The organism is Microcystis sp. M169S2, from assembly GCF_020245865.1.
Lineage (GTDB): Bacteria > Cyanobacteriota > Cyanobacteriia > Cyanobacteriales > Microcystaceae > Microcystis > Microcystis ichthyoblabe_A.
In genome coordinates this window covers 24,973-51,641 of sequence record NZ_JADBUB010000012.1, presented here as the reverse complement: position 1 = coordinate 51,641, position 26,669 = coordinate 24,973, and the positions used below count along the sequence as shown (strand labels likewise).

At 43.1% G+C, this 26,669-nt stretch carries 24 protein-coding genes; 20 read left to right on the top strand and 4 right to left on the bottom strand.

Annotated elements, in window-relative coordinates; genetic code table 11:
* Positions 1-20: 20 nt before the first annotated feature.
* Entirely contained in the window at positions 21-1,460 is a 1,440-nt protein-coding gene (gene glmM / locus IM485_RS01405) for a phosphoglucosamine mutase (protein WP_104398220.1), read from the bottom strand.
* Positions 1,461-1,995: 535 nt separating this feature from the next.
* Between glmM and IM485_RS01400 the strand changes: the two genes are divergently transcribed.
* The 15 genes from IM485_RS01400 (at position 1,996) to lepB (ending at position 16,475) form a co-directional block, all read left to right on the top strand.
* Positions 1,996-2,937: a glycosyltransferase family 2 protein gene (locus IM485_RS01400; RefSeq protein ID WP_104395413.1), complete on the top strand. Its 942-nt coding sequence runs from the start codon at positions 1,996-1,998 to the stop codon at positions 2,935-2,937.
* Positions 2,938-3,195: 258 nt separating this feature from the next.
* Positions 3,196-4,395, top strand: coding sequence for a hypothetical protein (locus tag IM485_RS01395; protein ID WP_104395412.1), 1,200 nt, complete (start codon positions 3,196-3,198; stop codon positions 4,393-4,395).
* A gap of 269 nt (positions 4,396-4,664) precedes the next feature.
* Positions 4,665-5,321, top strand: coding sequence for a discoidin domain-containing protein (locus IM485_RS01390; RefSeq protein WP_104395411.1), 657 nt, complete (start codon positions 4,665-4,667; stop codon positions 5,319-5,321).
* Positions 5,322-5,522: 201 nt separating this feature from the next.
* Entirely contained in the window at positions 5,523-6,044 is a 522-nt protein-coding gene (locus IM485_RS01385; protein WP_002770118.1) for a photosystem I assembly protein Ycf3, read from the top strand.
* Complete coding sequence (locus IM485_RS01380) at positions 6,031-6,198, top strand: hypothetical protein (protein WP_287740747.1); 168 nt, start codon at positions 6,031-6,033, stop codon at positions 6,196-6,198. The genes IM485_RS01385 and IM485_RS01380 overlap by 14 nt, the downstream gene beginning before the upstream one ends.
* Complete coding sequence (gene gatC / locus IM485_RS01375) at positions 6,176-6,472, top strand: Asp-tRNA(Asn)/Glu-tRNA(Gln) amidotransferase subunit GatC (RefSeq protein ID WP_104395410.1); 297 nt, start codon at positions 6,176-6,178, stop codon at positions 6,470-6,472. Before IM485_RS01380 ends, gatC begins: the two co-directional genes overlap by 23 nt.
* 94 nt (positions 6,473-6,566) lie before the next feature.
* Positions 6,567-6,968 carry a phosphomannose isomerase type II C-terminal cupin domain gene (locus IM485_RS01370; protein WP_002738428.1) on the top strand — a complete coding sequence of 134 codons (402 nt, stop codon included), beginning with the start codon at positions 6,567-6,569 and terminating at the stop codon, positions 6,966-6,968.
* A 769-nt stretch (positions 6,969-7,737) separates the two neighbouring features.
* On the top strand, positions 7,738-9,954 hold the full coding sequence (locus IM485_RS01365) for an Hsp70 family protein (protein ID WP_104395409.1): 2,217 nt from the start codon (positions 7,738-7,740) through the stop codon (positions 9,952-9,954).
* Between the two features lie 2 nt (positions 9,955-9,956).
* The gene (locus IM485_RS01360; RefSeq protein WP_104395408.1) at positions 9,957-10,454 is read left to right on the top strand and encodes a LysM peptidoglycan-binding domain-containing protein; all 498 of its coding nucleotides are present in this window, start codon (positions 9,957-9,959) and stop codon (positions 10,452-10,454) included.
* Between the two features lie 20 nt (positions 10,455-10,474).
* Entirely contained in the window at positions 10,475-12,934 is a 2,460-nt protein-coding gene (locus IM485_RS01355) for a tetratricopeptide repeat protein (RefSeq protein WP_104395407.1), read from the top strand.
* Positions 12,934-13,320, top strand: coding sequence for a J domain-containing protein (locus IM485_RS01350; RefSeq protein ID WP_238141816.1), 387 nt, complete (start codon positions 12,934-12,936; stop codon positions 13,318-13,320). Before IM485_RS01355 ends, IM485_RS01350 begins: the two co-directional genes overlap by 1 nt.
* Before the next feature lie 2 nt (positions 13,321-13,322).
* Positions 13,323-13,790: a nucleotide exchange factor GrpE gene (locus tag IM485_RS01345; protein WP_104395406.1), complete on the top strand. Its 468-nt coding sequence runs from the start codon at positions 13,323-13,325 to the stop codon at positions 13,788-13,790.
* Positions 13,791-14,182: 392 nt separating this feature from the next.
* Complete coding sequence (locus tag IM485_RS01340) at positions 14,183-14,554, top strand: hypothetical protein (RefSeq protein ID WP_002797213.1); 372 nt, start codon at positions 14,183-14,185, stop codon at positions 14,552-14,554.
* A 512-nt stretch (positions 14,555-15,066) separates the two neighbouring features.
* Positions 15,067-15,900 carry a nucleoside triphosphate pyrophosphohydrolase gene (gene mazG / locus IM485_RS01335; RefSeq protein WP_287740739.1) on the top strand — a complete coding sequence of 278 codons (834 nt, stop codon included), beginning with the start codon at positions 15,067-15,069 and terminating at the stop codon, positions 15,898-15,900.
* Positions 15,900-16,475 carry a signal peptidase I gene (gene lepB / locus IM485_RS01330; protein WP_002797216.1) on the top strand — a complete coding sequence of 192 codons (576 nt, stop codon included), beginning with the start codon at positions 15,900-15,902 and terminating at the stop codon, positions 16,473-16,475. The genes mazG and lepB overlap by 1 nt, the downstream gene beginning before the upstream one ends.
* 10 nt (positions 16,476-16,485) lie before the next feature.
* Here lepB and IM485_RS01325 read toward each other — a convergent pair whose 3' ends face one another.
* On the bottom strand, positions 16,486-16,974 hold the full coding sequence (locus IM485_RS01325; protein ID WP_287740732.1) for a universal stress protein: 489 nt from the start codon (positions 16,972-16,974) through the stop codon (positions 16,486-16,488).
* A gap of 18 nt (positions 16,975-16,992) precedes the next feature.
* Here IM485_RS01325 and IM485_RS01320 point away from each other — a divergent pair, with 18 nt between their 5' ends.
* Together IM485_RS01320 and pheA are read left to right on the top strand one after the other, a co-directional pair.
* Positions 16,993-17,400, top strand: coding sequence for a ribonuclease D (locus tag IM485_RS01320; protein ID WP_287740729.1), 408 nt, complete (start codon positions 16,993-16,995; stop codon positions 17,398-17,400).
* A 55-nt stretch (positions 17,401-17,455) separates the two neighbouring features.
* Positions 17,456-18,310, top strand: a complete 855-nt coding sequence (gene pheA / locus IM485_RS01315) for a prephenate dehydratase (RefSeq protein ID WP_287740727.1) — start codon at positions 17,456-17,458, stop codon at positions 18,308-18,310.
* A gap of 41 nt (positions 18,311-18,351) precedes the next feature.
* Here the strand turns inward: pheA and IM485_RS01310 are convergent, their stop codons facing one another.
* Positions 18,352-20,277 (bottom strand): sensor histidine kinase, encoded by a 1,926-nt coding sequence (locus IM485_RS01310; protein ID WP_104395399.1) that lies wholly within the window; start codon positions 20,275-20,277, stop codon positions 18,352-18,354.
* Between the two features lie 91 nt (positions 20,278-20,368).
* On the opposite strand from IM485_RS01310, the gene IM485_RS01305 reads away from it, so the two are divergent.
* Positions 20,369-21,049, top strand: coding sequence for a RibD family protein (locus IM485_RS01305; RefSeq protein WP_287740723.1), 681 nt, complete (start codon positions 20,369-20,371; stop codon positions 21,047-21,049).
* A gap of 36 nt (positions 21,050-21,085) precedes the next feature.
* Complete coding sequence (locus IM485_RS01300) at positions 21,086-22,276, top strand: GNAT family N-acetyltransferase (RefSeq protein ID WP_287740721.1); 1,191 nt, start codon at positions 21,086-21,088, stop codon at positions 22,274-22,276.
* A 30-nt stretch (positions 22,277-22,306) separates the two neighbouring features.
* Here IM485_RS01300 and IM485_RS01295 read toward each other — a convergent pair whose 3' ends face one another.
* Positions 22,307-22,891 (bottom strand): MiaE family protein, encoded by a 585-nt coding sequence (locus tag IM485_RS01295; RefSeq protein ID WP_104395396.1) that lies wholly within the window; start codon positions 22,889-22,891, stop codon positions 22,307-22,309.
* 146 nt (positions 22,892-23,037) lie between these two features.
* Between IM485_RS01295 and metH the strand changes: the two genes are divergently transcribed.
* A complete protein-coding gene (gene metH, locus IM485_RS01290) occupies positions 23,038-26,601 on the top strand; it encodes a methionine synthase (RefSeq protein WP_287740719.1) in 3,564 nt (1,187 codons plus the stop codon).
* The last annotated feature ends 68 nt before the right edge of the window (positions 26,602-26,669 follow it).

Below are 26,669 nucleotides of genomic sequence, written 5' to 3'. Positions count from 1 at the left end.
TCCCTGTTCCCCTCGATCGACTACAAAAGATAGCTTCGGACCGCTTCTACGAGCCTTTCTGTCCAAAAACTGGCTAATTCTAAGGTTTCTGCTTCCACCATTACCCGAATTAACGGTTCTGTTCCGGAAGCTCGTACCAAAATTCGGCCTTTTTCTGCCATGGCTATCTCAGCTTGGCGGATTTCTCGCCGCAAAGGTTCACATTGCTGCCAATTACGTCGCACTTCTCTATCTTCCACCCGCACGTTGCGTAAAATCTGCGGATAGGTGACAAAGCTATGATCGACTAAATTAGCCAAGGAAACCGCCGATTTCTGCACTAAAGCCGCTAAATGTAGGGCGGTTTGCATTCCATCCCCGGAAACTCCGTAATGATGGCAGAGAATATGGCCGGATTGTTCACCCCCTAGCATGGCTCCAGTTTCCCACATTTGCGCCTGAACGTGCTGATCGCCCACGGCAGTCCGCAAGAATTGACCCCCCAGTTTTTGCCAAGCGCGTTCAAAGCCTAAATTAGCCATCACCGTTGCTACTAATAACCCATCGGGTAGCTGTCCGGCTTCCAGGAGGGAACGACCCCAAAAATAGAGGATATAATCGCCATCTACTACTCTACCCTGACTATCCACGGCTAGAACCCGATCAGCATCGCCATCGAAGGCAAACCCTAAATCCGCTTGCTGATTAATCACCGCCGCCTGTAAGCTGTCTAAATGGGTAGAACCACAATTAACGTTAATGCGATCGCCATCGGCTCGATCGTGTAGGCAGATAACTTCCGCCCCCAAGGTTTGGAATACTAAAGGTGCTAGGTTAACAGCTGCCCCCCAAGCTAGATCCAAAACTATTTTTAATCCCGATAGGTTAATATCCGTCCCGACGGAATCAATCACAGCTTGATAATATTTTTGGATTAATTCGGGACAAAAAGTCGCTTTTCCCCAATTTTCTGGTTTATCTGCTAATTCTAAATTGCCTCTTAAACCCGCTTCTATCTGTCCTGCTAAAGTGCCAGATAATTTTAAACCGCTACTGTCAAAAAATTTAATGCCGTTATCTTCGGGAGGATTATGACTGGCAGAAATCATAATTCCCCCCATCGCTTCGCTTTCTCTGGTTAAATAGGCTACGCAGGGGGTAGGACATAATCCCAGTTGCCAGACTTCTATTCCCGCCCAGGTTAAACCCGCAGTGATAGCATTAGCTAACATATCACTGGAATTACGCGAATCTTGACCGATAATTACTGGTTTGGTGACACCAGCTTGATTTTTTAATACCTGTCCCGCCCAAAATCCGATTTGTAGCGCTAGGGGGGCAGTTAATAATTCTCCCACTTGACCGCGAATTCCGTCCGTGCCGAACAGGGGTGATGACGGTAATTCGATCAAACCCCCTAAGGATAACAGGGGATGCGATCGAGCTTTTTGCCCATTTTGATACGATAGAGACGCTACCATGGCCGATTCCTTTCCTCACACAACACATTCAGAGGATAACATGATCACCGATTTTTTAAAATCAATGTTCCCAGTTGACCTTAATCCTCCTCCCGGAGTTCCTTACATCTGGTGTGGGGTGTGGGGAGATGGGGTATGGGGTGTGGGGTGTAGGGTGTAGGGTGTGGGGTGTAGGGTGTGGGGTGTGGGGTGTGGGGTGTGGGGTGTAGGGTGTGGGGTATGGGGTGTGGTGTGTGGGGAGATGGGGAGATAGGGAGATAGGGAGATAGGGAGATAGGGAGATAGGGAAATGGGGAGATGGGGAAATGGGGAGATGGGGTGGTGGGGTGTGGGGTGTAGGGTGTAGGGTGTGGTGTGTGGGGAGATGGGGAGAATAAATAAAAATAGTCTCCTGAATCCTGCCTCCTGAATCCTGCCTCCTGTCTCCTGTCTCCTGAATCCTGTCTCCTGAATTAAAGATTGTTGATTTTTGCAGGAGGTCTAATCAAGAAACCGAGGTTATTTGGTAAGCTAAAACGATAATCTTGACCCCCGAATGCCTGTGTTGATCAGTGTTGTCATCCCTACCTACAATCGCCAAGCAATCTTAAAAAAATGTTTACTCGCCCTAGAAAATCAGCGTTTAACCGATAATAAGGTGGAAAACTACGAAATAGTCCTTGTCGATGATGGCTCTACCGATGGGACGATCGCTTGGCTAGAAACTCAAAAAGCCAATTTACCCCATCTGCAACTGTGGCAACAGGATCACGGCGGACCGGCGATCGCGAGGAATCTGGGGGTGGAAAAAGCTCGTGGTGATACAATTATTTTTATCGATAGCGATCTGGTGGTGACAGAAAATTTTTTGCAAGCCCACGCCGACGCTTTAACCGCCGGGGCAGCAAGTCTTGGCAGCGATCGCTTATTTACCTACGGCAGCGTCATTAATACCTGTAACTTCGATCATCCCACCAGTGAACCCTATAAAATCACCGATTTCTCCGCCGCCTATTTTGCCACTGGCAACGTGGCGATCGCTAAAAAATGGTTATTAGCAGCGGGATTATTCGACACCCAGTTTCAACTCTACGGTTGGGAAGATTTGGAATTAGGGGTGAGATTGAAGCAATTAGGACTAAAATTAATTAAATGTCCTGGAGCCGTCGGTTATCATTGGCATCCCCCCTTTAATCTCGCTCAAATTCCCAATCTCATCGACAAGGAAATTCAACGGGGACGAATGGGAGTGCTTTTTTATCAAAAACATCCCACCTGGGAAGTGCGGATGATGATTCAAATGACTTGGATTCACCGATTGTTGTGGGGTTTACTTTCCCTAGGCGGAACCCTGAATGAACGCAGCCTCTCCCCGCTGTTACAATGGTTAATCGATCGAGGTAAACCGCAATTAGCCCTAGAAATTGCCCGCATTTTTCTCAATTGGTACAACGTGCGCGGCGTTTATCAAGCTTATCGGGAAGTGCAGCCTCAGTGAAATGTCTTGCCAAACACCGATGGGGTGTGACAGGATTTAGCATCGACAACCGACTCCCTAAAACCAGAGACTTTGTACCTCACCATATTTGCCGAGAGAAAACTTAATATTTTCTTTCTTTTTCCGATAATTGCTGCCACAATCAAAAGCAATCGGCAGCGAGAGCAGCGGAAAACATTGACCACCTTTGCCCCTTGTCAATTATCGTCTGAGATTGGGCATATTAGAAGTAAATTTTCCTAGAGGAGGAATCCCATAATGAGTATCGTCGATATTTTAATCGGTTTTGTCGGTGGAGGTGCGATCGGGGGTGGGGCTTTATATGCCCTGCAACAGGGAAAAATCAGGGAAGCACTGCAAAAACAGGAGAAAATTCGGGCGGATTTAGGTGAAACCGAAGCGGAGTTAGAAGATACCAAAGGACAGTTAAAACGACTCGAACTCTCCCAAGAAGGAATTGGCAATATCGAAGCCACCCATAGAGAAGAAGTAGCTAAATTGCAAAAAGAGTTAGAAGACAGCCAAAGACTTTTACAAGAGGCAGTCAGCGCAAATCCAGTTCAAGCCATGGAAGTTGCCTATAAAACCCAAATTCAGGAACTTGAACAGGAATACGAAACTAAAATCGAGGAATTGCGCCAAAGCTATCAAAGTCAAATTCGCGAGATTATCGACGGCAAGCAAGCAGAAATGGAAGCTCTGCGTCAAAGTCAACAGGCGCAGATTCTAGAATTAGAAAAGGGCTATCAGTCGCAAATTCAACAACTAGAACAGGGTTATCAAAGCCAACTGTTAGAACTACAAAACGCCACCCAAACAATCCAACCTGGGGAAGAAATCAATCCTTTTGATGGTTTTATCACCGAAGAAACCCTAGGATTGGAAACGGAATTTGCTCCTGAAACTCTGCTAGAAGCCACAGTTTATGAACCAGAATTCGCCAGTGCAATCAATCCTCTTGATGGTTTTATCACTGAAGAAAATCTAGACTTGGCAGCGGAATTCACTCCTGAGATGGATAGGTTTGGCGAAGAGGAAGAAACTAGAATGATCGGTAGCCTAGAAGAATTATCGGGTAATTACGATCAGAACTACAGTCAAGAAACCCTTGACAGTGACACGGGGTTCCCTGATTTATTAGACACTGACTCGGAAAAATTCGCCGCTGCCCCAAATTCTCTAGATGACTTATTTGCCGATATTACTGACAGCAATAGCCCCGAACTATTCGAGCCTTTTGCTGAAGAAACTCCTAAAGTTGAATCTAACCGCCAATCTGTTCTCAGCAACCAAGAAGAACTAGATTTCTTTAGTATGTGGGATGATGCGGGAGTGAGTGATCTAGAATCCCTGCCTTCTGACGAAGAATTTCCCCTCGATGATCTGTTTAACGATAATTTATTCTCCGATGGGGACAATAGCAAAACCACAATGCCAGAATCTCATCGAAATTTTTAGGTGTGAAACCCCGTCCCTTGAGGACGGCTTTGTATTATAATACAACTGTCCATCGCTACCCCACGACGGTGGAGACATAAACCCTAACACCAAAGCTGGCAACACCACGGGACAGTGTCTCCGCATCCGTTCTCCTTCAATAACATAATAAAAATTGAAAAACTGTATCAAAAGTAACAGACGAGAGGAAAAAAAGCGAATAAGATATGCGAGGATATTCCATATCCGCTTGGCTTTACTTAACTTTACCTTCTTGAGTAGATTTCATGATGAAACTAACTACTAAATCACTTGTGTTATCCACTGCCACTTTCGGACTAATGCTAGGGGTGGCACAAAACGCCCAAGCTGCTCTGATTACTGGTGTCACCATCTCGAATACGAGCCCCAATCTCACCCAGAATTGGGCAGTAGGCAATGTCATCAATGGGAGCGGGTTGCCCGGCAACACACCAAGTCTGGGGGGAATACACGCTCTCTCGGCCTCTAATAATGCTTGGCGGACAAACAGCGGCAACCTTCCCAGTGTAGCTAATCCTCTCAGCATTACTTTTCAGCTCGGTGCTGTTCCCACTGATCTGATTGGATTTAGTTTCTGGAATATAACTGGTCCTAGTTCTGGAACTATTGCTAATACTATGGGAGTTCAAAACGCAAACCTTGAATACTCCACCGACGGAACTAATTTCTCTAGTTTATGGACTGGCTCCTTCCTAAGAGGAGGTGGTACTGCTAGTGGTCCACAAGTAGTCGATTTTAGCCTAGTCAAGGCCACTCATGTTAGATTGAATATCACCAGCAACCATGGTCAGGCACAACGTGTTGGCTTCAATGAGATTGCCTTTAAAACAATCCCCGAACCTTCTGCCTCCCTTGCTCTGTTGGGCTTAGGCTTAGCGGGTGTTGGTTTGAGAAAAAGAATTTAATCTTTAGATAGTAGGTTGGATGACACGATAATCTCATAACAGGGTATTTCTTGGGTTTCGTTCCCAAAGTCCAGCCTACTTACTCAAAATCTCGATTGAAGCCGCGTCATTCTAGCAGGAAAAACTAGAAAAACAGCCATTGAATTGCCCGCGAGTGCTATAAAGGTAGATAGTCATCTCGATCGCCCACTCGACCTAACTATGCCACGCACTCAACGTAACGATAACTTTATTGATAAATCTTTTACCGTCATGGCGGATATCATTTTAAAGATACTGCCCGCCAATAAAAAAGCCAAGGAAGCCTTTGTTTATTACCGCGATGGGATGTCTGCCCAAGCTGACGGCGAATACGCCGAAGCCCTCGATAATTACTATGAAGCTTTAACATTAGAAGAAGATCCTAACGATCGCAGTTATATCCTCTACAATATCGGTATTATCCACGCTAGTAATGGCGAGCATGAAAAGGCTCTGGAATATTACGAAGAAGCTATCCAACTTAATCCCAGAATGCCCTCCGCCTTGAATAATATCGCCGTTATTTACCATTTTCAAGGGGAAAAAGCCAGAGAAGACGGACAACAGGCCGAAGCAGAAGCACTCTACGACAAGGCGGCAGAATACTGGAAACAAGCCATCCGATTGGCCCCCAATAACTACATTGAAGCCCAAAACTGGCTGAAAATTACCGGGCGATCGGAAATTGATGTTTTCTTTTAAATTGAGGAGTCGATCGATAGGAGACGGGAGAGGGGAGATCATTTTTATTTATTCTCCCCACACCCTACACCCCACACCCTACACCCCACACCCCACACCCCACACCCTACACCCCACACCCCATTTCTCCCATGATCGATCGAGCAACAGTTGAAAAAATCGCCCATTTAGCCCGTTTAGAAATCACCACCGCTGAAGAAGAACAATTTGCGGGGCAATTAAGCGGGATACTGGATTATTTCGAGCAGTTAAGCGAATTAGACACAGAAAATGTGCTACCCACCACGCGAGCGATCGAGATTCAAAATATCACTCGCACTGATAGTAATAGACTTTATCCCGATCACGAGGTCTTAGTGCAGGAATCGCCGGCTCCAGAAGGGGATTATTTCCGGGTTCCCCGTATTCTCAACAGCGACGAAGAGTGAATCAGTGATCAGTTGATCACTGATTTAGATGCCATCTAGGGTTTTTGCTGCTATCTTGGACTAAGATCAGACCTAGCAATGGAGACATAATATAATGATCGCAGCCCAAGATGTGGCACCATTTCAGCTTATTTCGAGCGTAGAATCGGCAGCAACAGAATTTAGGCCCTGGGGTTCCTTCACCACCCTAGAGGAGGGTCCCGGTTATAAAATCAAGCGGATTGAAGTGAATCCGGGTCATCGTCTCAGTTTACAGATGCACTACCATCGCAGTGAACACTGGATTGTCGTTTCGGGGACGGCAAAAGTCACCTGTGGAGATAACGAGGAAATCCTCGGTGCTAATCAGTCCACCTATGTGCCGCAGTGTACCGCTCACCGTCTGGAAAACCCCGGGGTGATCAAATTGGTATTAATTGAAGTGCAGAATGGGGAATATTTAGGAGAGGATGATATAGTGCGTTTTCAGGATGATTATGCTCGTCATCAGAGCTAAGACCGTGTTTAGGGAGACAGAAAGGCAAGAAACTATATTTTCGCTCCAAAAACCTGTTTAGGTCAGTCTGCCTGACTGTCTTCCCTGCTGTCAAGGCTTGTCAAGTTCTAGAAAAAATTTCTTTTCGGGCTAGGTAGCGGTTTTCCTCCATGGCAGAAAAATAAACTTCCCCTAGACCCTGTGTGGGAAGCTTGAGGAAAGCTGGGCTAGGGGAAATAATTTATTCCTTTGCTGGATTAACTCTAGCATATAACTCTCATTTGTCAGGACTATAACAGCCAGATGTCAATTCTGTGACAAAGAAAAGCCGAGCAGGAGTCGGGCAAGAGACAAGGGGCAATGATTATTTATGTAGGGTTTGCTGAAAAAGTTTTTCCTGGGGGCAGGGTGTGGGGTGTGGGGTGTGGGGTGTAGGGTTTTACCGATTTTCAGGTGGTCAACTACCTAATTTTCAGGGAAAAAGTCCCGGAATTTTCCCCCCGATCACTCCAAGTGCTGGCACTTTTTGAGGGGAAAAAAGTCTAAAAGTCTTACCCAACAAGGTTTTTAGATTTATTCAGCAAACCCTATGTAGGATGGAGTGAGGAAACGGCTTGATCTTGTTGATAAATGCGGTAAAAAATCCCGAGAATTTGCCAAAAATCAACTATATGTGCATTGGTTAATATGTATAGAATAAAATCTATTAACGATAGATAGTATTTCCTTTAATAAATAGAGTAATCATGGGTATAATTAAGAGCAATCTTAGAAAAGATGAAGGTATCCGATGGGTAATATTGTCGGGATAGATTTGGGTACGACAAATTCAGTAGCGGCATTTAAATTAGCGGGGGTGGAGGTAGTGACCGCCGCAGATAACTCGCCTCCGGAGAGAAAATTAACCCGATCGCTCGTCTCCCTAGCCGGAGAGGGGCTGATCGTTGGAGAAGAAGCCTACAGACAGATCAAGGCGAACCCAGAAAACGTGATCATGTCGATCAAGCGTTTGATGGGTAGGAGTTTTAGCGATACTATCGTTCAGGAACAAATACCCCGTTTAAGCTATAAAGTCACTCGCTCGAGCTGGGGTACGGAGGATAGTCTATCGGTATGGTTAGGGGGCAAGGAATACGAACCGGAAGACATATCGGCCGAGATTTTAAAAAAAGTAGTAGCTAATGCCCAGAATTATCAAGGGGCTAACGGTCAGAAAAGCAGGATACAGGAAGCTGTGATCACTATTCCCGCCTATTTTAACGATAAACAGCGTCACGCCACCAAGATGGCGGCAAAACGGGCTGGTATCATCGCCCGGGAGTTACTCTCGGAACCGACCGCGGCGGCAATTTCCTACGGTTATAAACCGGATTCGGAGGAGGTAAAAAACATACTGGTGTACGATTTCGGTGGCGGTACTTTCGATTCTTGTTTGATCACCGCCGCAGGAAATCAATTTATAGAATCGGGGAAAGCTGGGGATCTCTGGTTAGGAGGAGATGATATAGATGCACAATTAATGCAATTTGTCAAGGAAAAAGTGGCACAAGAAGAAGATCTAGAGGATGTGGACGCTCTGATCGCCGCGATGCCCCATTATCAAAGAGTAAGATTTTTAGGGGATTTCAAGAGCGCCGTAGAGAGGGCAAAGATAGATTTAAGTAGTGCTGAAAGTGCCACCATTATCCCCGCGACCCCGCTGATCGATGAGATGGGTATGGCGATCACCATTGCCGTGACGATTAAGAGGAGTGAATTTGAAGAGATGATCCGGCCGCTAGTGGAGAAAACGATCGCCATCTGTCAAGAAGCGATCCGGTATTCCGACTATCCCGAAGATCTGATCGATGTGGTGTTATTAGTGGGGGGTTCCTCCCAGATTCCTTTCGTGCAAGAGGAAGTTAAAAAAGTTTTCGGTTGCGAGAGGGTGGTAGTTCACCGACGGCCGATGTATGCAGTAGCGGAGGGAGCAGCGATCGTGGCTGCTGGTTTAACAGAGAAGGTGATGACAGTATCGCGTGATTACTGTATCCATTTGGCCGACGGCAGCCAAGAGCTGATCATCAGACAGGGAGATATATTACCCGTTAAAACCATCAAAACTTTTAAAACCGAAGCGGATGATCAGAGTCTGATCCATTTTAAATTTTATAGTCCGGATCGGGTGCGGGCAGAAAGTACCGGGGAGAAGTGCGACGAGAAAATTGGCGAAATGTGGTTAGCTCTCGATCGACCCTATCCAAAGGGCACAGAAATATTACTAGCCGTTTCCCTAGACGAACAGAATAATTCTCTATCGATGGTGGCAAGTTTAAAAAATGACCCCTCGATCAAAGTGAGTTCCGATTTTTCCCGCGGGGGTGAGGACGAGGAGATCTCGCGACAGGTAGAAGAAAGTATCGAGGAGATGAACCGTAAGGAGTTATTAACCAAGGTGGGGGCCAAATACGTCTATCAAATAGCTGGGGAAATAGTTCGGGCGGCCAATCAAATCCGCGGAGAGGATGGAAAATCGCGGCAAGATCGGGTCAAGGTGGCCAGGGAAAAATTACGGGAGTTAAAAACTTACTCCTGCGAGGATAGTAGTCAGGGTCAAATCTTGATCTCCGAGTTCGACTTCGTTTTAAAATACTGTCAGATTCTGGTTCCGGAAGAACAAAAGGCACGCATCGAGCAACTGATCGAAGATTTAAATAAAGCTATCAATAACGGTAATCTCTCGGCTATACAGCGATTAAATGAAACAGCACTACAGGAGAGGAAAAATTTATCCGAATTGTTGCTGCTGCTGCTATTGTGTCGTAGCGTCATCACCCGTACTGGAGTGGTAAATCAAGCCAGCGCGGATAGTATGGCGAGAAAATTCCTAGGGGTTATCACCGCGTTGCAAGCGGGGGATCGAGAAACGGCGGAACGAGAATTACAGCGATTATTACCGGAAGTTCGCCAGAATTGCGAGATCGAATTACCCACAGGCAATGTGGCCACTGGATTAACCCGATTTTAATTATGAGTAAAATTAATTGTCCCGTTTGTCAACGATCGAACGTGGAGGGGAATGTTTGCCCCAATTGCGAGACGGATTTATCCTCTCTACGTCTTTTAATGGAACTATCCCCCGTTGTCGATAATCGGACTGCAACTAACCGCCGTGGTTTATTACTGGGATTGGCTCTTTTGCTGTTAATTTCGGGGATTTTTCTGGGTGCTATCGCTTCTAATCTATTCCCCCGTTCCCTACTCCCTGTCACCGAATCTAGTCCCGTTACCCCTCCTGTTGGGGAACTGATCGAGCCATCGAAGCAGCTGACTAAAACTGTCTGCGTGGATGGGTTTAACTATCGGGTTAGAGCGGGTGATTCTCTATCTCGTATCGCTCAACGTTTTTACGGAGATGAGTCTCTATTATCTCCCATACTTGAGGCTAATCCTTTGTTGCTTGATCGGCCCGATTCTCTCGAGGTCGGTGAAAAGTTATTTATTCCCAACTCTGATAAATCCTGTTAATTTTACCCAGTACGAATATTATGTTAGTTTTCTTGGGCTATGCTATTGGATTTGTTTTAGCTTTTTTTCTCGCCATTAGTTTAACGGCTGTTTTTTTAGGGTTTCCTACTAATAAAGACAATAACTATTGGTCAAGAAAATCAGAAATATTAACTGGCTTTGGTGGCGGAGTTGTCATCATATTTTTCCTCTTTGTCCTCAAAAATTGGCTGGCTTTAGATGATAATTTTATCAATTATTTTTATATCACTACACTGGGGATAAATTTATTTTGTTTTTCTGGGCGAATAGAAGGAATTAAAAAGGGCAGAGAACTGGCGAATAAGGCGATAAAATTACAAGCGGAAGATACGGGAAACCCTTTCGAGAAAGGAAAGTTATCGGAGGCGTTAAAATTCTACCAAGAGGCTAACAAATTAATTAATGATCCTAAGTTAAGATGTTTAGAGAAAAATCTTGAACAAGAATTAGAAAAAAGAAAAAAATTTCTGGATTTTTTTAAACAGGGTAAGGAGTTGGGAAATCGGGGATATTTTAAGAAGGCTTTAGAGGTACTGGAAAGCGCACAGGCTCTTTATTCCCATAACCGAATCCGTTTAGAAATCCAGCAATGTCAATTACAGGTAGAGCAAGAAAATATCTGTCAAGTAAGACTGAAAAAAGCCCAGGAATTGGCCCGACAGGGACAACTAAAACAATCGAGAGAGTTAATAAATAAAGCCCTAGCAGATTTCCAGCGACTGGACGTTAAAAACCTATTAACTAAAGTAGAACAGATAACGATCGGCTTCAATTATTTTGAACAGGGAGTGGCTGCCGAAAAAAAAGGCGATCTAAACAAGGCTATAAATAGATATCGAAAAGCCCTACTCATGATACCGGAATTAATCGATATAAACCGGCGATTAGGCATAACCAATATTAAAGCGGGGAACTATCGGGAGGGAATAGAACAATTAGAGGGAATCGAAGATAGGGAATCGATCTACTTTCGGGGTTACGGTTATGCGAGATTAAAGGAATGGAGGAAAGCACGTCGGGAATGGAAAAAGATCGATCGACCGGAAATTAAAGAACAGATAGAGCTGCTCACCCGATATAGCCAAAGGGAAAAATTAACTCTACAGAAGGAAATACAAGAACTAATTCCAGAAGAAAACCTAGAATTGGCCCGCTCGAAAAGCGAGGTGTTTTTAGAGAAATTCGGCGATGACCCTCAAGTTAGCCAGAACTTAAGCAATCATATCGCCCCCCGCATAGCCCATCAACTTTGGCGGTCTCAGGATCGAGAAAAAATCCTGATCAACGCCGAGAGGGAATGGGAAAGAAAACGCAATCTAGAATCATTGCACAATTTGGCAATCGCCCTTTATTATCGATCGGTAGAAAATCCCGCTACCCTAGAGAAATTAATACCCGTCTGGTTATCCGCTACGGCGAATTTAAATCTCAACACCAGTATCAGGAATGTGGTTTGGAAAGTTATCGATGACGGTGATATACGCGACTTAGAGGCACAATTAACCCGAATACTTGAGGAGCTGATCGATCGAACCAAAGAAGACCTAAATTACTACCTGCAACTTCGCGATCTTTACCGTCGCGATACTGTCGCCCTAGGGTTATTACGCGATAATCCTGTAGAGGGAATCTATATCGAAGGGTTAACCATCCTACCCGGGTTGTATCGGACTCACCCCGATAGAAATACTGTTAAACTGCCTGATCAATTCTGGGCGACTCTCTATACCCGTTGGGGGGAATCGGTGGCTGCCTGTTTGCAGGGGGATCGGGTTCGCGGGGTCGCTTTAAAACCCCTAACCTGCCAATCTAATCTCGAACAGATAGCTAATACTTTTGTATCATTCCATCAAGGTTGTCATTATCTACAACAGAAACAGTGGCAAAAAGCCGAGAATCCTTTAAAAGAGGCGAAACCAGCCCTTAAAAATCACCCAGAATGGATTGAGGAGATCGATCGACTTTACCTAGAATTACAGGAGGAGATTGAGGGTTTCGAGAATCTATTAAGAATGAATAAAAATTGGTACGAGTTAGTACAAACTACTAACTCGAAAATGTATTACGTCCGAGATCAAGCCTTGGAAATAGTCGGGAGATTGGATGAGCAAAAGATAAACGAGTCTAAAGCTTTAAGCGAACTGGAGAAATTAAAACAGATAGATTACAATAATGCCATACTAAACGAATTGATTGAGGAGATTATTTTTAGAAAAGACGTAAGGGAAGTGGGGCGATTGATGGATCGCAATCAATTTTCCGAGGCGATCGAAAAGGCGAAACGATCGAGATCGCAAAAACTCCGTCACCTTACCGCCCAACTCTGTCTCGATCTTTTAAGAGAAAATTATCAAAAATTACCCCCAGAATTACTGATAGAACTTGTTAGATCGGCTTACGAATTATGCCCCGACGATCCAGAGTTTCGAGAAGTCTATAAACTATTTCATATTATTTAATGGGAGTTAGATTAATGTACGATAATTTAGATAGTAATCCTTACGATATTCTAGAAATTTCTCCAGCTGCTTCCACTGCCGAAATCACTAAAGCTTTTGGTCTGGCTATGAAACGCCGTAGCTATTCGATGGATAGCATCGCTAAAGCGCGTAAAATATTAATGAATCCTCAAGATAGGATAGTTGCGGATTATTTACGTCCTCATCTCCCTCTGGTTCAACGCTTGAAAACCATGTCTTTTTCGGAATTGTCTAAACCTTTACCATCTTTAGAAATCTTAAATAGCATGGATGATATTAATAATTACGATCAAGAACAACTTAAAAAAGTTGCTGGCGAACTGGCTTCATCGATACTCAAAGACATTAATTTTTTCGAGGACTAAGAATGAATAATTACAAAATTAGCGAAGAAGATAGAAACAAATTATTAAGCCAAATAAGAAATTTATTCAAAGAGGAGGCAAGTTTAAAACAAGCTTTACGGCAGCAAGGAGAGAACAATCGCTCGCAAAAAGAACAAATTTTTTTAGAACTATTAGAGGTGTTTGATACCCTCGAATCGTTATTAAATTTTTTAGAAGATCGACCCGAACCTGATGAGCGAGTCTGGAAAAGATTACCGAAATCTTTAAAAAGCGTACAGACAAAATTATTAAGTATCCTAGAAAAACGTCAGGTGCTGAAAATAGAACTGTCCGATCATCAGCCAGATTTTACTATTTGTCAGGTGGTGGAGCAAGAAATACGCCCCGATTTGGCAGAACAGACGATCACAAAAATAGTCAGGCAGGGATTTACCATCGAGGATAAATTACTCAGACCGATGGAGGTTATTACATCTAAGCAAGAATAGATAACCCCCTTGCCACTTCCCACTCTCAACTCGGCGTTCTGGCGATCCCGTCCACCTATTTCCTGAGAATTCTAGAGGTAATTGTAAATATTTGTTACAACGAGACGAGGAAAAATCTGAGGACAGGGACAGAAGAAAGGATTATGGACGGGGATCAAGGATTTCAGCAGGAAACTGCATTGGGGATCAAGAGAAACCGATTGTAACGTTTTCGATACCTCTCGCCGATTCTCGTAATAGTTCGATACACATAACATAGATGATCGGCGATGATTGTAAATTTATATTGCGAATAGCTCATCTTCTTCGGTGTTTTCCCTATACTGGTTTTCATCAACTTTGAGCCGACGTGCAGAAAAGTTAGACCACCAAGTTTGTAAGAGGTCAGAAAGATGCAATTAACCGCAAGAAATAACTGGGGCCACGTTTCTTTAGCAATGCTAAAAAGCTTTCTTCTCTGGAGTTTCGTCCTCACTGTCTGTTTATTAGTAGTGGGATTTCCTTTAGTAGTATTAATGATGACAGTGGGGGCATTGTCTGCGATTATCTTACAGTCAGTTTTACCGATTAGTTCCGTGCTTTTAGTGGCGGGAATGATTATTGGTATTAACATTTTGGCTATCCTAATTAGTGCCGCTTTATTAACAGCAAAAGGTGTTCATCCCCATGAAGTTAGCTGGTTGCACTGGTTACACGGTGAGGTAAAAACCTCTCATCAAGCTGTTTATGCTTCTTGTCCCCTAACTTGCGGAGTAGTTCATTAAATCTGATTTTCTTACAGTGGAATTGCTTATCTTTTTTCTATTTAGATTTATTTAAGTTTTCAACTGCCTTATCGGTTGATTATACACACTCCAAGCTAGTGCAACCCGGTTTCCCCGGGTTTTTTCATTATTATTGAGCTAAAGCAGTTATCTGAATGGTGAGGTACAAAGTTTTCGTTTTGGGGAGTCGGTCGCCGGTCGTCGATATCAAATTATGAGAAAGGCTGTAACTGAATATTAGAAGATAGGGAAATAAAAGCGGCGTTGCTGAATCAAGGTATGAATGCCAACTGTGCATCGTATCCAAAAGTTAGTTTGGGTCTAGGTTTTAAAAATCCCACAAGAAGAAGATTCATAGCTCAAATCAGCAACGCCATAAAAGCTTTTTTGCTGTGATAGGTAAACAGTGATCAGTTAACTGAAAACTCACATCTGATCAGTGATAACTGATAACTGATAACTGATAACTGATAACTGACCGGTATAATGGGGGAGAAAACCGGAAAAAATCGATGTCTAGCCTTCCAGAAACCGACAATCCCAGCTACAAGGTCATCTTAGAGGCATTAAACCATTTAATCAGCGTTGTTGCCCGTTTACGAGATCCAGAAAGCGGCTGTCCTTGGGATTTAGCCCAAACCCCGGAAACCCTGATTCCCTACGTTATCGAAGAAGCTTATGAGGTGGTAGCGGCGATTAAAAGCGGTGATAAAACTGCCATTGCCGAGGAATTGGGCGATTTACTGCTACAGGTGGTTTTACAAGCCCAAATTGCCAGTGATGAGGGTAATTTTAGCCTAGAAGAAGTGGCTAGAGGCATCACCGATAAATTAATTCGTCGTCATCCCCACGTTTTCGGGGAGCTATCCCTAGAAAATCCTGAACAGGTGCGTCAAAATTGGGAAAAAATCAAAGCTGAGGAAAAAAATGACCCGACTATTAGCGGCAAATTAACCCGTTATGCCCAAACTTTACCACCCTTGATGGGGGCGATGAAAATTTCTCGGCAAGCAGCGCGAGTCGGTTTTGAGTGGGAAAATATCGGAGGAGTCTGGGAAAAATTCGACGAAGAGTTAGCAGAATGGCACGATTCCCTAGAATCGGGCGATAAAGAGCATCAACAGGCCGAATTAGGCGATTTACTCTTTACTATTGTCAATCTTGCTCGCTGGTATGATTTGGACCCCAGCATCGCTTTACAAGAGACTAATCTGCGTTTTATTCAACGTTTTTCCCTAGTGGAATCTGTGGCAGAAAAGCCTCTCCATGACTATACACTAGAGGAATTAACAGTTTTTTGGCAGCAAGCGAAAGCTAAGTTACACCAACCATCATCTGGGCAATAATGCAAGAGCAAGAAATTAATAAGGACAAATCCAAGAGTTTTTGGGCTTCTATTCGAGAAAATCTGCAAATTATCACTATAGCTTTAATTTTAGCCCTACTGATTCGCACTTTTGTGGCTGAACCTCGTTTTATCCCCTCTGATTCTATGTTACCCACTTTAGAACAGGGCGATCGCTTAGTAGTGGAAAAACTTTCCTACGATTTCCATCCTCCTCGACGGGGGGATATCGTCGTCTTTGAACCGCCGGCACAATTACAATTACAGGGATACCAAAAGGACCAAGCTTTTATTAAAAGAGTGATTGCCACAGCAGGGGATGTGATTGCTGTCAAGGAGGGCAAAATTTACCTGAATAATCAACCCTTGTCAGAGGATTATATTCTAGAATCCCCTCAATATAATTTAATGCCTTTGCTTGTGCCGGAAAATAACTTATTTGTCATGGGAGATAATCGCAATAATAGCAATGACTCCCATATCTGGGGGTTTTTACCGGAAAATAACGTGATTGGTAGGGCGGTTTTTCGCTTTTTTCCTTTTAATCGTTTGGGGATTTTAGGGGGGAATAGCTAATCAGCAATTTTTAGTCTTGATGATGTTGAACAATTAAGACGGAACAGGGGGCATGATGGAGAACATAATTACTCACACTACCTAAGAATAACTCTCCTAGACCCGATCGCCCACGCCGACCGATGACAATTAAATCAATATTTTCCTCTCGCGCCACTTTACAGATAGTTTTGGCTGCATGACCGTAAATTTGCCGGTATTCTCCCTTTACACCCATTTCTCCCGCCTGATTAGCTCTTTTTTGCAACATTTCTACCCCTTTCTGCTCGAATTCTTCCCATTGTTGCCGCCAAAAATCGAGAGTGAGATCATTACCCTGGGCGGGGTAAATATCGGCTAAATTGGGCGGAATCGGTAAAGGGCTATAATCTTCTTCAGGGGAAAGGACGTGCAGTAGTAGAAGGTTAGCTTCGTACTTACTGGCTAAGGATACAGCCTCCTTAAAGACACTCTCCCCCATCTCTGATAAATCTACTGCTATCAAGATTTTTTGATACATTTTTCCACCTCTGCAACCATGCCTTATTTAACGGAATCCGACGCTATTAGGAATGCGATCGATCACTTTTCTCATTTTCCCATTCTTTGGTTAGATACGGAAGTGGCCGATTACGATAGCAAGACTCCCCGTTTGTCTCTGATTCAAATTCTCGCTGATTCCACGGACTTAACCGGGGAGCGGGTGACAATTTTGGATGTTCTCGATCAACCCGATCTTACTAACTATTTTATCACTAAAATCATGCTGGTTGACCGGATAGAAAAGGTTTTTCACAATGCTAGTTATGATTGTAAATTTTTGGGCGGTAAAAGCCAAGTTAAAAAAATTACCTGTACCCTAGAGTTAGCTAAAAAGGTTCCCTACTATATTGCTCCTTTACCCAATTATCAACTGAAAACTGTGGTTGAATTAGGTTATACTTGATATTTATGAGAATGGCTGTAATAGCTAGAAAAAATTGCTTGCGGGGATAATCTAAATGACTGTAAAGATCGCTTATCTGGGACCGGTGGGAACCTATTCAGAAACAGCCGCTTTAGCCTATGCTAATAGTTTACCACCCCAGCCTCGTCAATTAATACCCTATCCTAGCATTGCCTTGGCCTTGCGAGCGGTTGTCCAAAATCAGGCCGATTTAGCAGTAGTCCCGGTGGAAAATTCCACCGAAGGAAGTGTGGTAATGACTCTTGATGCTTTATGGCAATTACCCGGGTTACAGATTCAACAAGAATTAGTTTTACCGATTTCCCATGCACTTCTATCTCCTCGACAATCGCTAACAGAAATTAAAACCGTTTATTCCCATCCCCAAGCTTTAGCCCAATGTCAAAAGTGGCTAGAAAATAATTTACCTAACGTGCCGATTATTCCCACCAATTCTACCACAGAAGCGATTCAAATTCTCGATCGAGAGGCTAATTCGGCCGCTATTGCTTCTCCCCGGGCGGCAAAACTCTATAATGTACCAATATTAATACAACCAATTAATGATTATCCCGATAATTGTACCCGTTTTTGGGTCATGGCTTTAACTTCTCATCGCCAAGGTGAGCGGATGTCCCTCGCTTTTCAGGTTTTAGATCAACCCGGCGCTTTAGTCAAACCTTTAGAAGTTTTTGCCAAACGTCAGCTTAATTTATCTCGGATCGAATCGCGACCAACTAAAATATCTTTAGGGGAATACATATTTTTTATTGATCTAGAAATTAATCCAGATCAACAGCATTTAATCGCGGCAACTTTAGAAGAATTAACCAATTATACCGATGCGATCGAGGTTTTTGGTGCTTATCAGGTGGTTAATTTGCCTAGAGAAAGTTTAGAGGAATTATAAACTAAATTCCTCATAAATTACAGAAATTAAATAGAGATATTTTAGCTTTTAAGAGAGGGAAGAATCGGCAAAGATGAGTTTTCCTCTGGGGGAGAATCAAGCTTTCTTTCCCCCACTAGAGGAAGAATAATTTCTACAGTTGTTCCTAAACCTTGACCTTGACTAGAGATAGTAATATCTCCCCCCATCATTTTCATAAAATTCTTAGAAATAGCTAATCCCAAACCCGTACCGCTAAATTTTCTAGTTGTGGAACCATCAATCATCACAAAAGGACGGAATAATTTTGATTGTTGCTGGGGGTCTATACCGATTCCTGTATCGATTATAGTAATAATAGCCTGTGTATTTTCTAGGCGAGTTATTAAAGAAATTGTGCCTGTATCAGTAAATTTAATTGAGTTAGAAATAACATTCAAAATTACCTGTTTAAATTTAGTGTGATCAGTATAGACTATGGGATTTTCTGGACACAAAATTCGATTAAATTTTAAGTGCTTACGTTGCAGCGAAGCTGTTTGTAAATTAATAACTTCATTGATAATTTGATGTAAATCTACTGGTTCATGATTAACAGAAAGTTTGCCCGCTTCTATTTTAGCAATACTGAGAATATCATCAATAATTTCCAACAGATGTACGGCTGCCTTATCCGCTTGTTGCAGATATTCTTTTTCCTCCTGCTCACTGTTACAAAATCCATCCATAACGCAACGAATTGAGCCAATAATACCATTAAGAGGGGTGCGTAATTCGTGGGAAGTATTAGCCAAAAATTGGTTTTTTAATTGATTAGCATTTTCCGCTTCTTGCCGACTCTTAACTATTTCCTCTCCCCAAAGACGTAACCTTTCGAGCATTCCCTCTAGGGCCGAGGCTAACTGATTAATTTCTCGAATATTAAAGTTTTCTGGTCTAATCTTTTGGGAAGGAATTTTCTGAATATTTAAGGCATAATCTCGCAGTTTTTCTAAAGGTCTAGCTAAATCCCCAGCAATAATTACAATAGCTACTAAATAAGCTAATAATAAACCAGAAATAAGATAAAAAATTGCCTCCCAAATTTGTTGTAGAGGAGCCAGAGATTGGGAGAGGGAACTAATGGCTAAAACTATCCATTTTTGGGATGATTCTCCCGTAACTGGACTGGGGAGGGAACTGTAACCAGCGACTAATTCTTTGCCATCTTTCTCGAAAGAAAATAAATGGAGAAATCTCTGTTGACCTCTAACAGCATTACTGATGATTATATTGAGGCGTTCCGCATCAGCTTCTTGACTGATATGGCGACCAATGCGATCAAAATAGGGATGAGCGAGAATAATACCATTTTCAGAAATAACCACGGGATAACCCGATAAAGAACCGGGTAAAACCTTCTCACGGTAAAGTAGAGAAGTTTGCAGAATCAGACTAGATTGTAATTGTCCTTGATTATCGTAGATGGGAACAGCAAAAACTAATTCTAATTGACGATTATTATTGGGAGATTTGGTTAAAAGTTGTCGAGGTAAACTTTTAATTAAAATATTTTCGATGTTTCCAGCAAAGCTAGTCCGTTTCTCTGTCCATCTTTCCAGAGGTAAAACTTTGATAATTTCTGGTTCACAGGCTCGACTTAATAAAGGTTTCTTGGTTTTAATATCAATTAATTCCAGACAGTTAATCTGATTAGGAAGCTGCGCCGTGAATTGTTGTAAAAAAGCTTGTTTTTCGGCTAAGGTTCCCTGTTTTAAAACCAGACTTTCCCCCGCAGTGATCAGATTGACCTGCAAAAATTGAATTGATTGCTCAATATTGTCTGCTTTTCTGATGGCACTTTCGGTGAGATTTTGACGGGCCGTTTCCAAAAAAGCCGATCGCGCCTTACGATAGGTGACATAAACACCCATCAGTAGTACAGGTACACTGACTAGGAGTAGGCGAGAGAGCAGAATACGACGAAAGGAGGATTGACCGATAGACATGGGCAGAAATCGGTTTGATTCTGGCTATCAAACTCCAAACTATACTAGCGTATTCACCAATCTGACCCGGTGATATCCCTCATCATTTGCCATGAATCATCCTCACACCACCGTTATTTTAGCCATGAGTGCCGATGGTAAAATTGCCGACGCTTACCAGTCAGCGGCCAGATTTGCCTCTGCTACCGATAAAATGCGTCTAGAACAACATTTATCGCGCATGGATGCCGCTTTATTCGGTGCTAACACCCTGCGTGCTTATCAAACCAGTCTTTCTATCCGTCATAGCGATTTTCTCGCATACCGTCAACAACGGGGATTATCCCCGCAGCCGATACAGATCGTTTGTTCTCATTCAGGCCAGCTTGATCCCCGGATGAAATTTTTTCAGCAGCCTTTCCCTCGCTGGTTAATCACGGCAGCGGAAAAAGTGGCGGCATGGGAAAATCGGGGTTTATTTGAGCTTGTTTTAGTATGCGGCGATTGGAAGACCATTTTTAGTCAATTTACCGCCCTAGGTATCAAAAAGCTGGCGATTTTGGGAGGAGGTGAATTAATTGCCTCTCTTTTAGCTGAAGATCTAATCGATGAAATCCATCTAACCATTTGTCCGTTGCTGTTAGGAGGCAATAAAGCGGCAACTCCCCTGGGAGGCCCTGGATTTATGGCTGATTCTGCCAGAAAATTACAACTTTTGAGCGTGGAAACCGTGGAAGCAGAAATTTTCCTACATTATTCCCTTGAACGAGATTCCCATAAATCCCAAAACTAGATTACCTTAAATAAAAAGGTTGACTTATCTTGTCCCATGGTAGAACAGCTTAAACCTCAATATTCTGTGGCTTGGATTGATAAAATGAGTGAGATTCCCCAACAAAAATGGGATGCTCTCGCTCAACCCCTAACTACTCCCTTTCTAGAGTGGCAATGGTTACATAATATCGAAACTTCCGGCAGCGCCACGGGACGGACGGGGTGGCAACCTGCTCATCTCACAGTTTGGTGCGGTGCTGAGTTAATTGCCGCCGCTCCTTTGTATATTAAAAGTCATAGTTACGGTGAATTTGTCTTTGACCACCAATGGGCAGATCTTTCCCATCGTTTGGGGATTAGATACTATCCAAAACTGTTAGGAATGACCCCTTTTACTCCGGCGGTAGGTTATCGTTTTTTAATTGCTCCGGGGGAAAATGAACTGGAGATTACTGCTTTAATGATAGCGGCAATTGATCATTTTTGTGATCAAAATAATCTGTCGGGTTGTCATTTTCTTTTTGTGGATCCCCAATGGCGAATTTTAATGGAAAATTTGGGCTTTACTCCCTGGTTACACCATAGTTATATCTGGAATAACAAGGGTTTTCAAAGTTTTGAAGATTATCTGACGGTTTTTAATGCTAATCAACGCCGCAATATTAAACGGGAACGGAAAGCGGTGACTAATGCGGGGTTAATTATTAAAACTCTGGCTGCCGAAGAAATTCCCCATCATTTATTCCCGTTAATTTATCGGTTTTATAGCAGTACCTGTGATAAATTTTACTGGGGAAGTAAATATCTGACACAGAAATTTTTTGAACAATTATATCCGAATTATCGTCAGCGAGTGGTTTTGATTACTGCCTACCAAAATGAAAAGGATACTAAACCGGTGGGTTTATCTTTTTGTATTCGCAAAGATACTAATCTTTATGGTCGTTACTGGGGCAGTTTTCAAGAGTACGACTGTTTACATTTTGAAGCTTGTTACTATCAACCGATCGATTGGGCAATTAGTCAAGGTATTACCATGTTTGACCCCGGTGCGGGAGGACAACATAAAAAAAGACGGGGTTTTCCCGCTACTGCTAATCACAGTTTACACCGTTTTTATCATGGCAAAATGACTCAAATTCTCCGCAACTATATCCAAGAAATTAATCAAATGGAACAGGAAGAAATTGAGGCAATCAATCAAGATTTACCCTTTTCTAAAAGAGAAATTGAGTTCAACGAGTAATTTAGATAGGGTTTGTCCCTATTAGTGCAATCAACTATGAATACGAGGTTCCGGGTGCAGATTGGCTAAAATCTCACTTTCCATCGCCGCTAGGGTTTCTAAACGTTGCTCGATCACTGTCCGTTCAAAATAATCCGCTGCTAATAGCCAATAAATACCATAATGACGCGCTTCGGAAGCCATTAAACCGCGATAAAATTGAGCTAATTGAGGATCGGGACAATACTCTCCCAATAAACCTAATCTTTCGTGGGAACGCGCCTCAATTAAAGCTGATATTAACAGAGAATCCAAAAGGCGATCGGGTTCTTGGTGACGAATCTGGGCCTTTAATTTAGCACCATAAGGGGGAGAATTTAAGGGAGCGAGGGGAATTCCCCATTTATCTAACCATTGATTGACCTGTTCAAAATGTTCTAATTCCTCTTGGGCGATCGCTGTCAATTTCCGCACGAGGGAAGCGTAGGAAGGATAACGAAACATGAGATTTAAGGCTACTCCTGCCGCTTTTCGCTCACAATGGGAATGATCGAGCAGAATAATCTCTAAATTATTAATTGCCTGTTCTATCCAATCCCTAGAGGTGGCAGTAACCAATAAATCAATCTTTCCCATCGTCGCTGATTCCAATTTGCTGCATCTTTCACCCTAACCCAAAAAGTCGAACAACACCAGTCAAAAACTAAGGACATGGCTTCTGTGATAGCCTAGATGATCGATGAAGCATAAACTTTCAAAATACTATAGCAGCAAATCTCTCTATGAATAGCCCCTTTCTCGACTATCTCAACGGTCCAAAGCATCCCGTCCTCGTCTTTGATGGGGCGATGGGAACTTCCCTACAAAGCCAAAATCTGACGGCCGAGGACTTTGGTGGGGCAGAATACGAAGGGTGTAACGAGTATCTTGTCCATACTAAACCTAGCGCCGTAGCCAAAGTCCACGAAGCCTTTTTAGCCGTGGGTGCGGATGTGATTGAAACCGACACCTTTGGGGGAACCTCGATAGTTTTAGCCGAGTACGATTTAGCCGACCAAGCCTATTATCTCAACAAAAGCGCCGCCGAACTGGCCAAAGCTTGCGCTAATAAATACTCTACCCCCGAAAAACCCCGTTTTGTGGCGGGTTCCATGGGGCCGGGGACAAAACTGCCCACTTTGGGTCATATTGACTTTGATACGCTCAAAAATGCCTACGTGGAACAGGTAGAGGGTCTCTACGATGGCGGGGCAGATTTATTATTAGTAGAAACCTGTCAGGATGTCCTGCAAATTAAAGCGGCTTTAAATGCTATTGAAGAAGTATTTCAGAAAAAAGGTCAACGATTGCCCCTCATGGTTTCGGTGACGATGGAAACCATGGGAACGATGTTAGTAGGAACAGAAATTAACGCCGTTGTCTCTATTTTACAACCCTATAAAATCGATATTTTGGGACTTAACTGCGCCACTGGTCCCGATTTAATGAAACCCCATATTAAATATCTCTCGGAAAATTCCCCTTTTATTGTTTCTTGTATTCCTAACGCTGGTTTACCGGAAAATGTCGGCGGTCAAGCCCATTATCGCCTCACTCCCGTAGAATTAAAAATGGCTTTAATGCACTTTATCGAAGATTTGGGAGTACAAATTATCGGCGGTTGTTGTGGTACTCGTCCCGACCATATTCAAGCTTTAGCGGAACTAAGTCAGGGTTTAACTCCGAAATCTCGTCATTATCATTATGAACCCTCCGCCGCTTCTATCTACAGTACCCAACCCTATATTCAAGATAATTCTTTCCTGATTGTCGGGGAAAAATTAAACGCCAGTGGTTCTAAAAAATGTCGGGAACTTCTCAATGCTGAAGACTGGGATAGTTTAGTATCTATGGCGAAAGCGCAGGTAAAAGAAGGGGCGCATATTCTCGATGTCAACGTCGATTATGTGGGCCGGGATGGGGTGCGCGATATGCACCAATTAGCCTCTCGTTTAGTTAATAATGTCACCCTACCTTTAATGTTAGATTCCACCGAATGGGAAAAAATGGAAGCGGGGTTAAAAGTAGCGGGGGGTAAATGTATCCTCAACTCCACTAACTACGAAGACGGGGAACCGCGTTTTTATCAAGTCTTGGATTTAGCGAAAAAATACGGCGCGGGGGTAGTAATTGGAACCATTGATGAAGAAGGAATGGGACGCACTGCCGAGAAAAAATTCCAGATAGCTAAACGGGCCTATTATGCGGCGATAGAATACGGAATTCCTCCCTACGAAATCTTTTTTGATCCTTTAGCTTTACCGATTTCTACCGGTATCGAAGAAGACCGAGAAAATGGCAAGGCTACTATCGAAGCAATGGGCCGAATTCGCCAAGAATTGCCAGAATGTCACATTCTTTTAGGTGTGTCTAATATCTCCTTTGGCTTGAATCCGGCAGCGCGTCAGGTATTAAATTCCGTCTTCCTCAACGAAGCGATGCAGGTGGGGATGGATGGGGCAATCGTCAGCGCTAATAAAATTCTTCCTCTGGCAAAAATTGAACCAGAATATCAGCAAGTTTGTCGGGATTTAATCTATGATAATCGTCGTTTTGATGGCGATATATGTGTTTATGATCCCCTGACCAAATTAACCGAATTATTTGCGGGGAAAACTACTAAAAAAGACCCCTCTAGTAATGCTAATTTACCCGTGGAGGAACGCTTAAAACAGCATATTATTGATGGGGAAAGATTGGGACTGGAAGACGCTTTGAATCAAGCTTTACAGGACTATCCACCCCTAGATATTATTAATATTTTCCTCTTGGATGGGATGAAGGTAGTGGGTGAGTTATTTGGTTCGGGACAAATGCAGTTACCTTTTGTTCTCCAATCTGCCCAAACTATGAAAGCATCTGTTGCTTTTTTAGAACCCTTTATGGAGAAAAAAGAGGGGGATAATAATGCCAAAGGGACTTTTATTATCGCAACAGTTAAAGGGGATGTTCACGATATTGGTAAAAATTTAGTTGATATTATCTTGACAAATAACGGCTATAAGGTGATTAATTTGGGCATTAAACAACCCGTAGAAAATATCATCGAAGCCTACAAAGAACATAAAGCCGATTGTATCGCTATGAGCGGTTTATTGGTGAAATCAACGGCTTTTATGAAGGAAAATCTGGAGGTTTTTAACGAAAAAGGAATCACCGTTCCCGTTATCCTTGGCGGGGCAGCTTTAACTCCCAAATTTGTCCATGATGACTGTCAAAAAACCTACAAGGGACAGGTTATCTATGGTAAAGATGCCTTCTCTGACCTGCATTTTATGGATAAATTAATGCCCGCTAAAGCTGGCGGTCAATGGGATGATAGTAAAGGCTTTTTAGGTAAGTTTGCCGAGGCAGAAAAAACCCCGGTTGTTGCCGAAGAATTAAAGGTTAATCCCGATACTATTTTTACCGATGGCAGCGTCAACCAAGAATTAGTTATTGATACCCGTCGTTCCGAAGCGGTGGAAGTTGATATTCCCCGACCAACACCGCCCTTCTGGGGTACTAAAATATTAACGGCAGCAGAAATTCCCATCGAGGAGGTTTTCTGGTATTTGGACCTACAAGCTTTATTTGTCGGTCAATGGCAATTCCGCAAGCCAAAAAGCCAATCGAAGCAAGAATACGACCAGTTTTTACAGGAAAAAGTTCATCCAATTCTAGCAGCATGGAAAGAGAAAATTGTCAAGGAAAATTTACTAAACCCCACATTAATTTATGGTTATTTTCCCTGTCAGTCGTCCGGTAATTCCCTGTTAATTTACGATCCCGAATCGATACAAGCAGGCGAAAAACCCGAAAATCTGCAACCAATCGCCATTTTTGAGTTTCCGCGCCAGAAATCCGGTCGTCGTCTCTGTATTGCTGACTTTTTCGCCCCGCAGGAATCCGGTATTATCGATGTTTTCCCGATGCAAGCGGTGACAGTGGGGGAAATCGCCACGGAATACGCTAAATCTCTCTTTGATGCCAACGAATATACCGAATACCTCTATTATCACGGCATGGCTGTCCAAACCGCCGAAGCCATGGCCGAATGGACCCACACCCGCATCCGTCGCGAGTTAGGTTTCGCAGAGTTCGATCCCGATAATATCCGCGATATACTACAACAGCGTTACCAGGGTTCTCGCTATAGTTTCGGCTATCCCGCTTGTCCCAATATTCAGGACCAATACAAGCAACTAGATCTGTTAGGATGCGATCGCATTGGGATGTATATGGACGAAAGCGAACAATTGTACCCAGAACAATCCACCACCGCCATTATTACCTATCACCCCACCGCTAAATACTTTAGTACCTAATCAGTGATCAGTTATCAGTGATCAGATTTGAGTTTTCATTGCAATTATCGACTTAGATCTATAATATG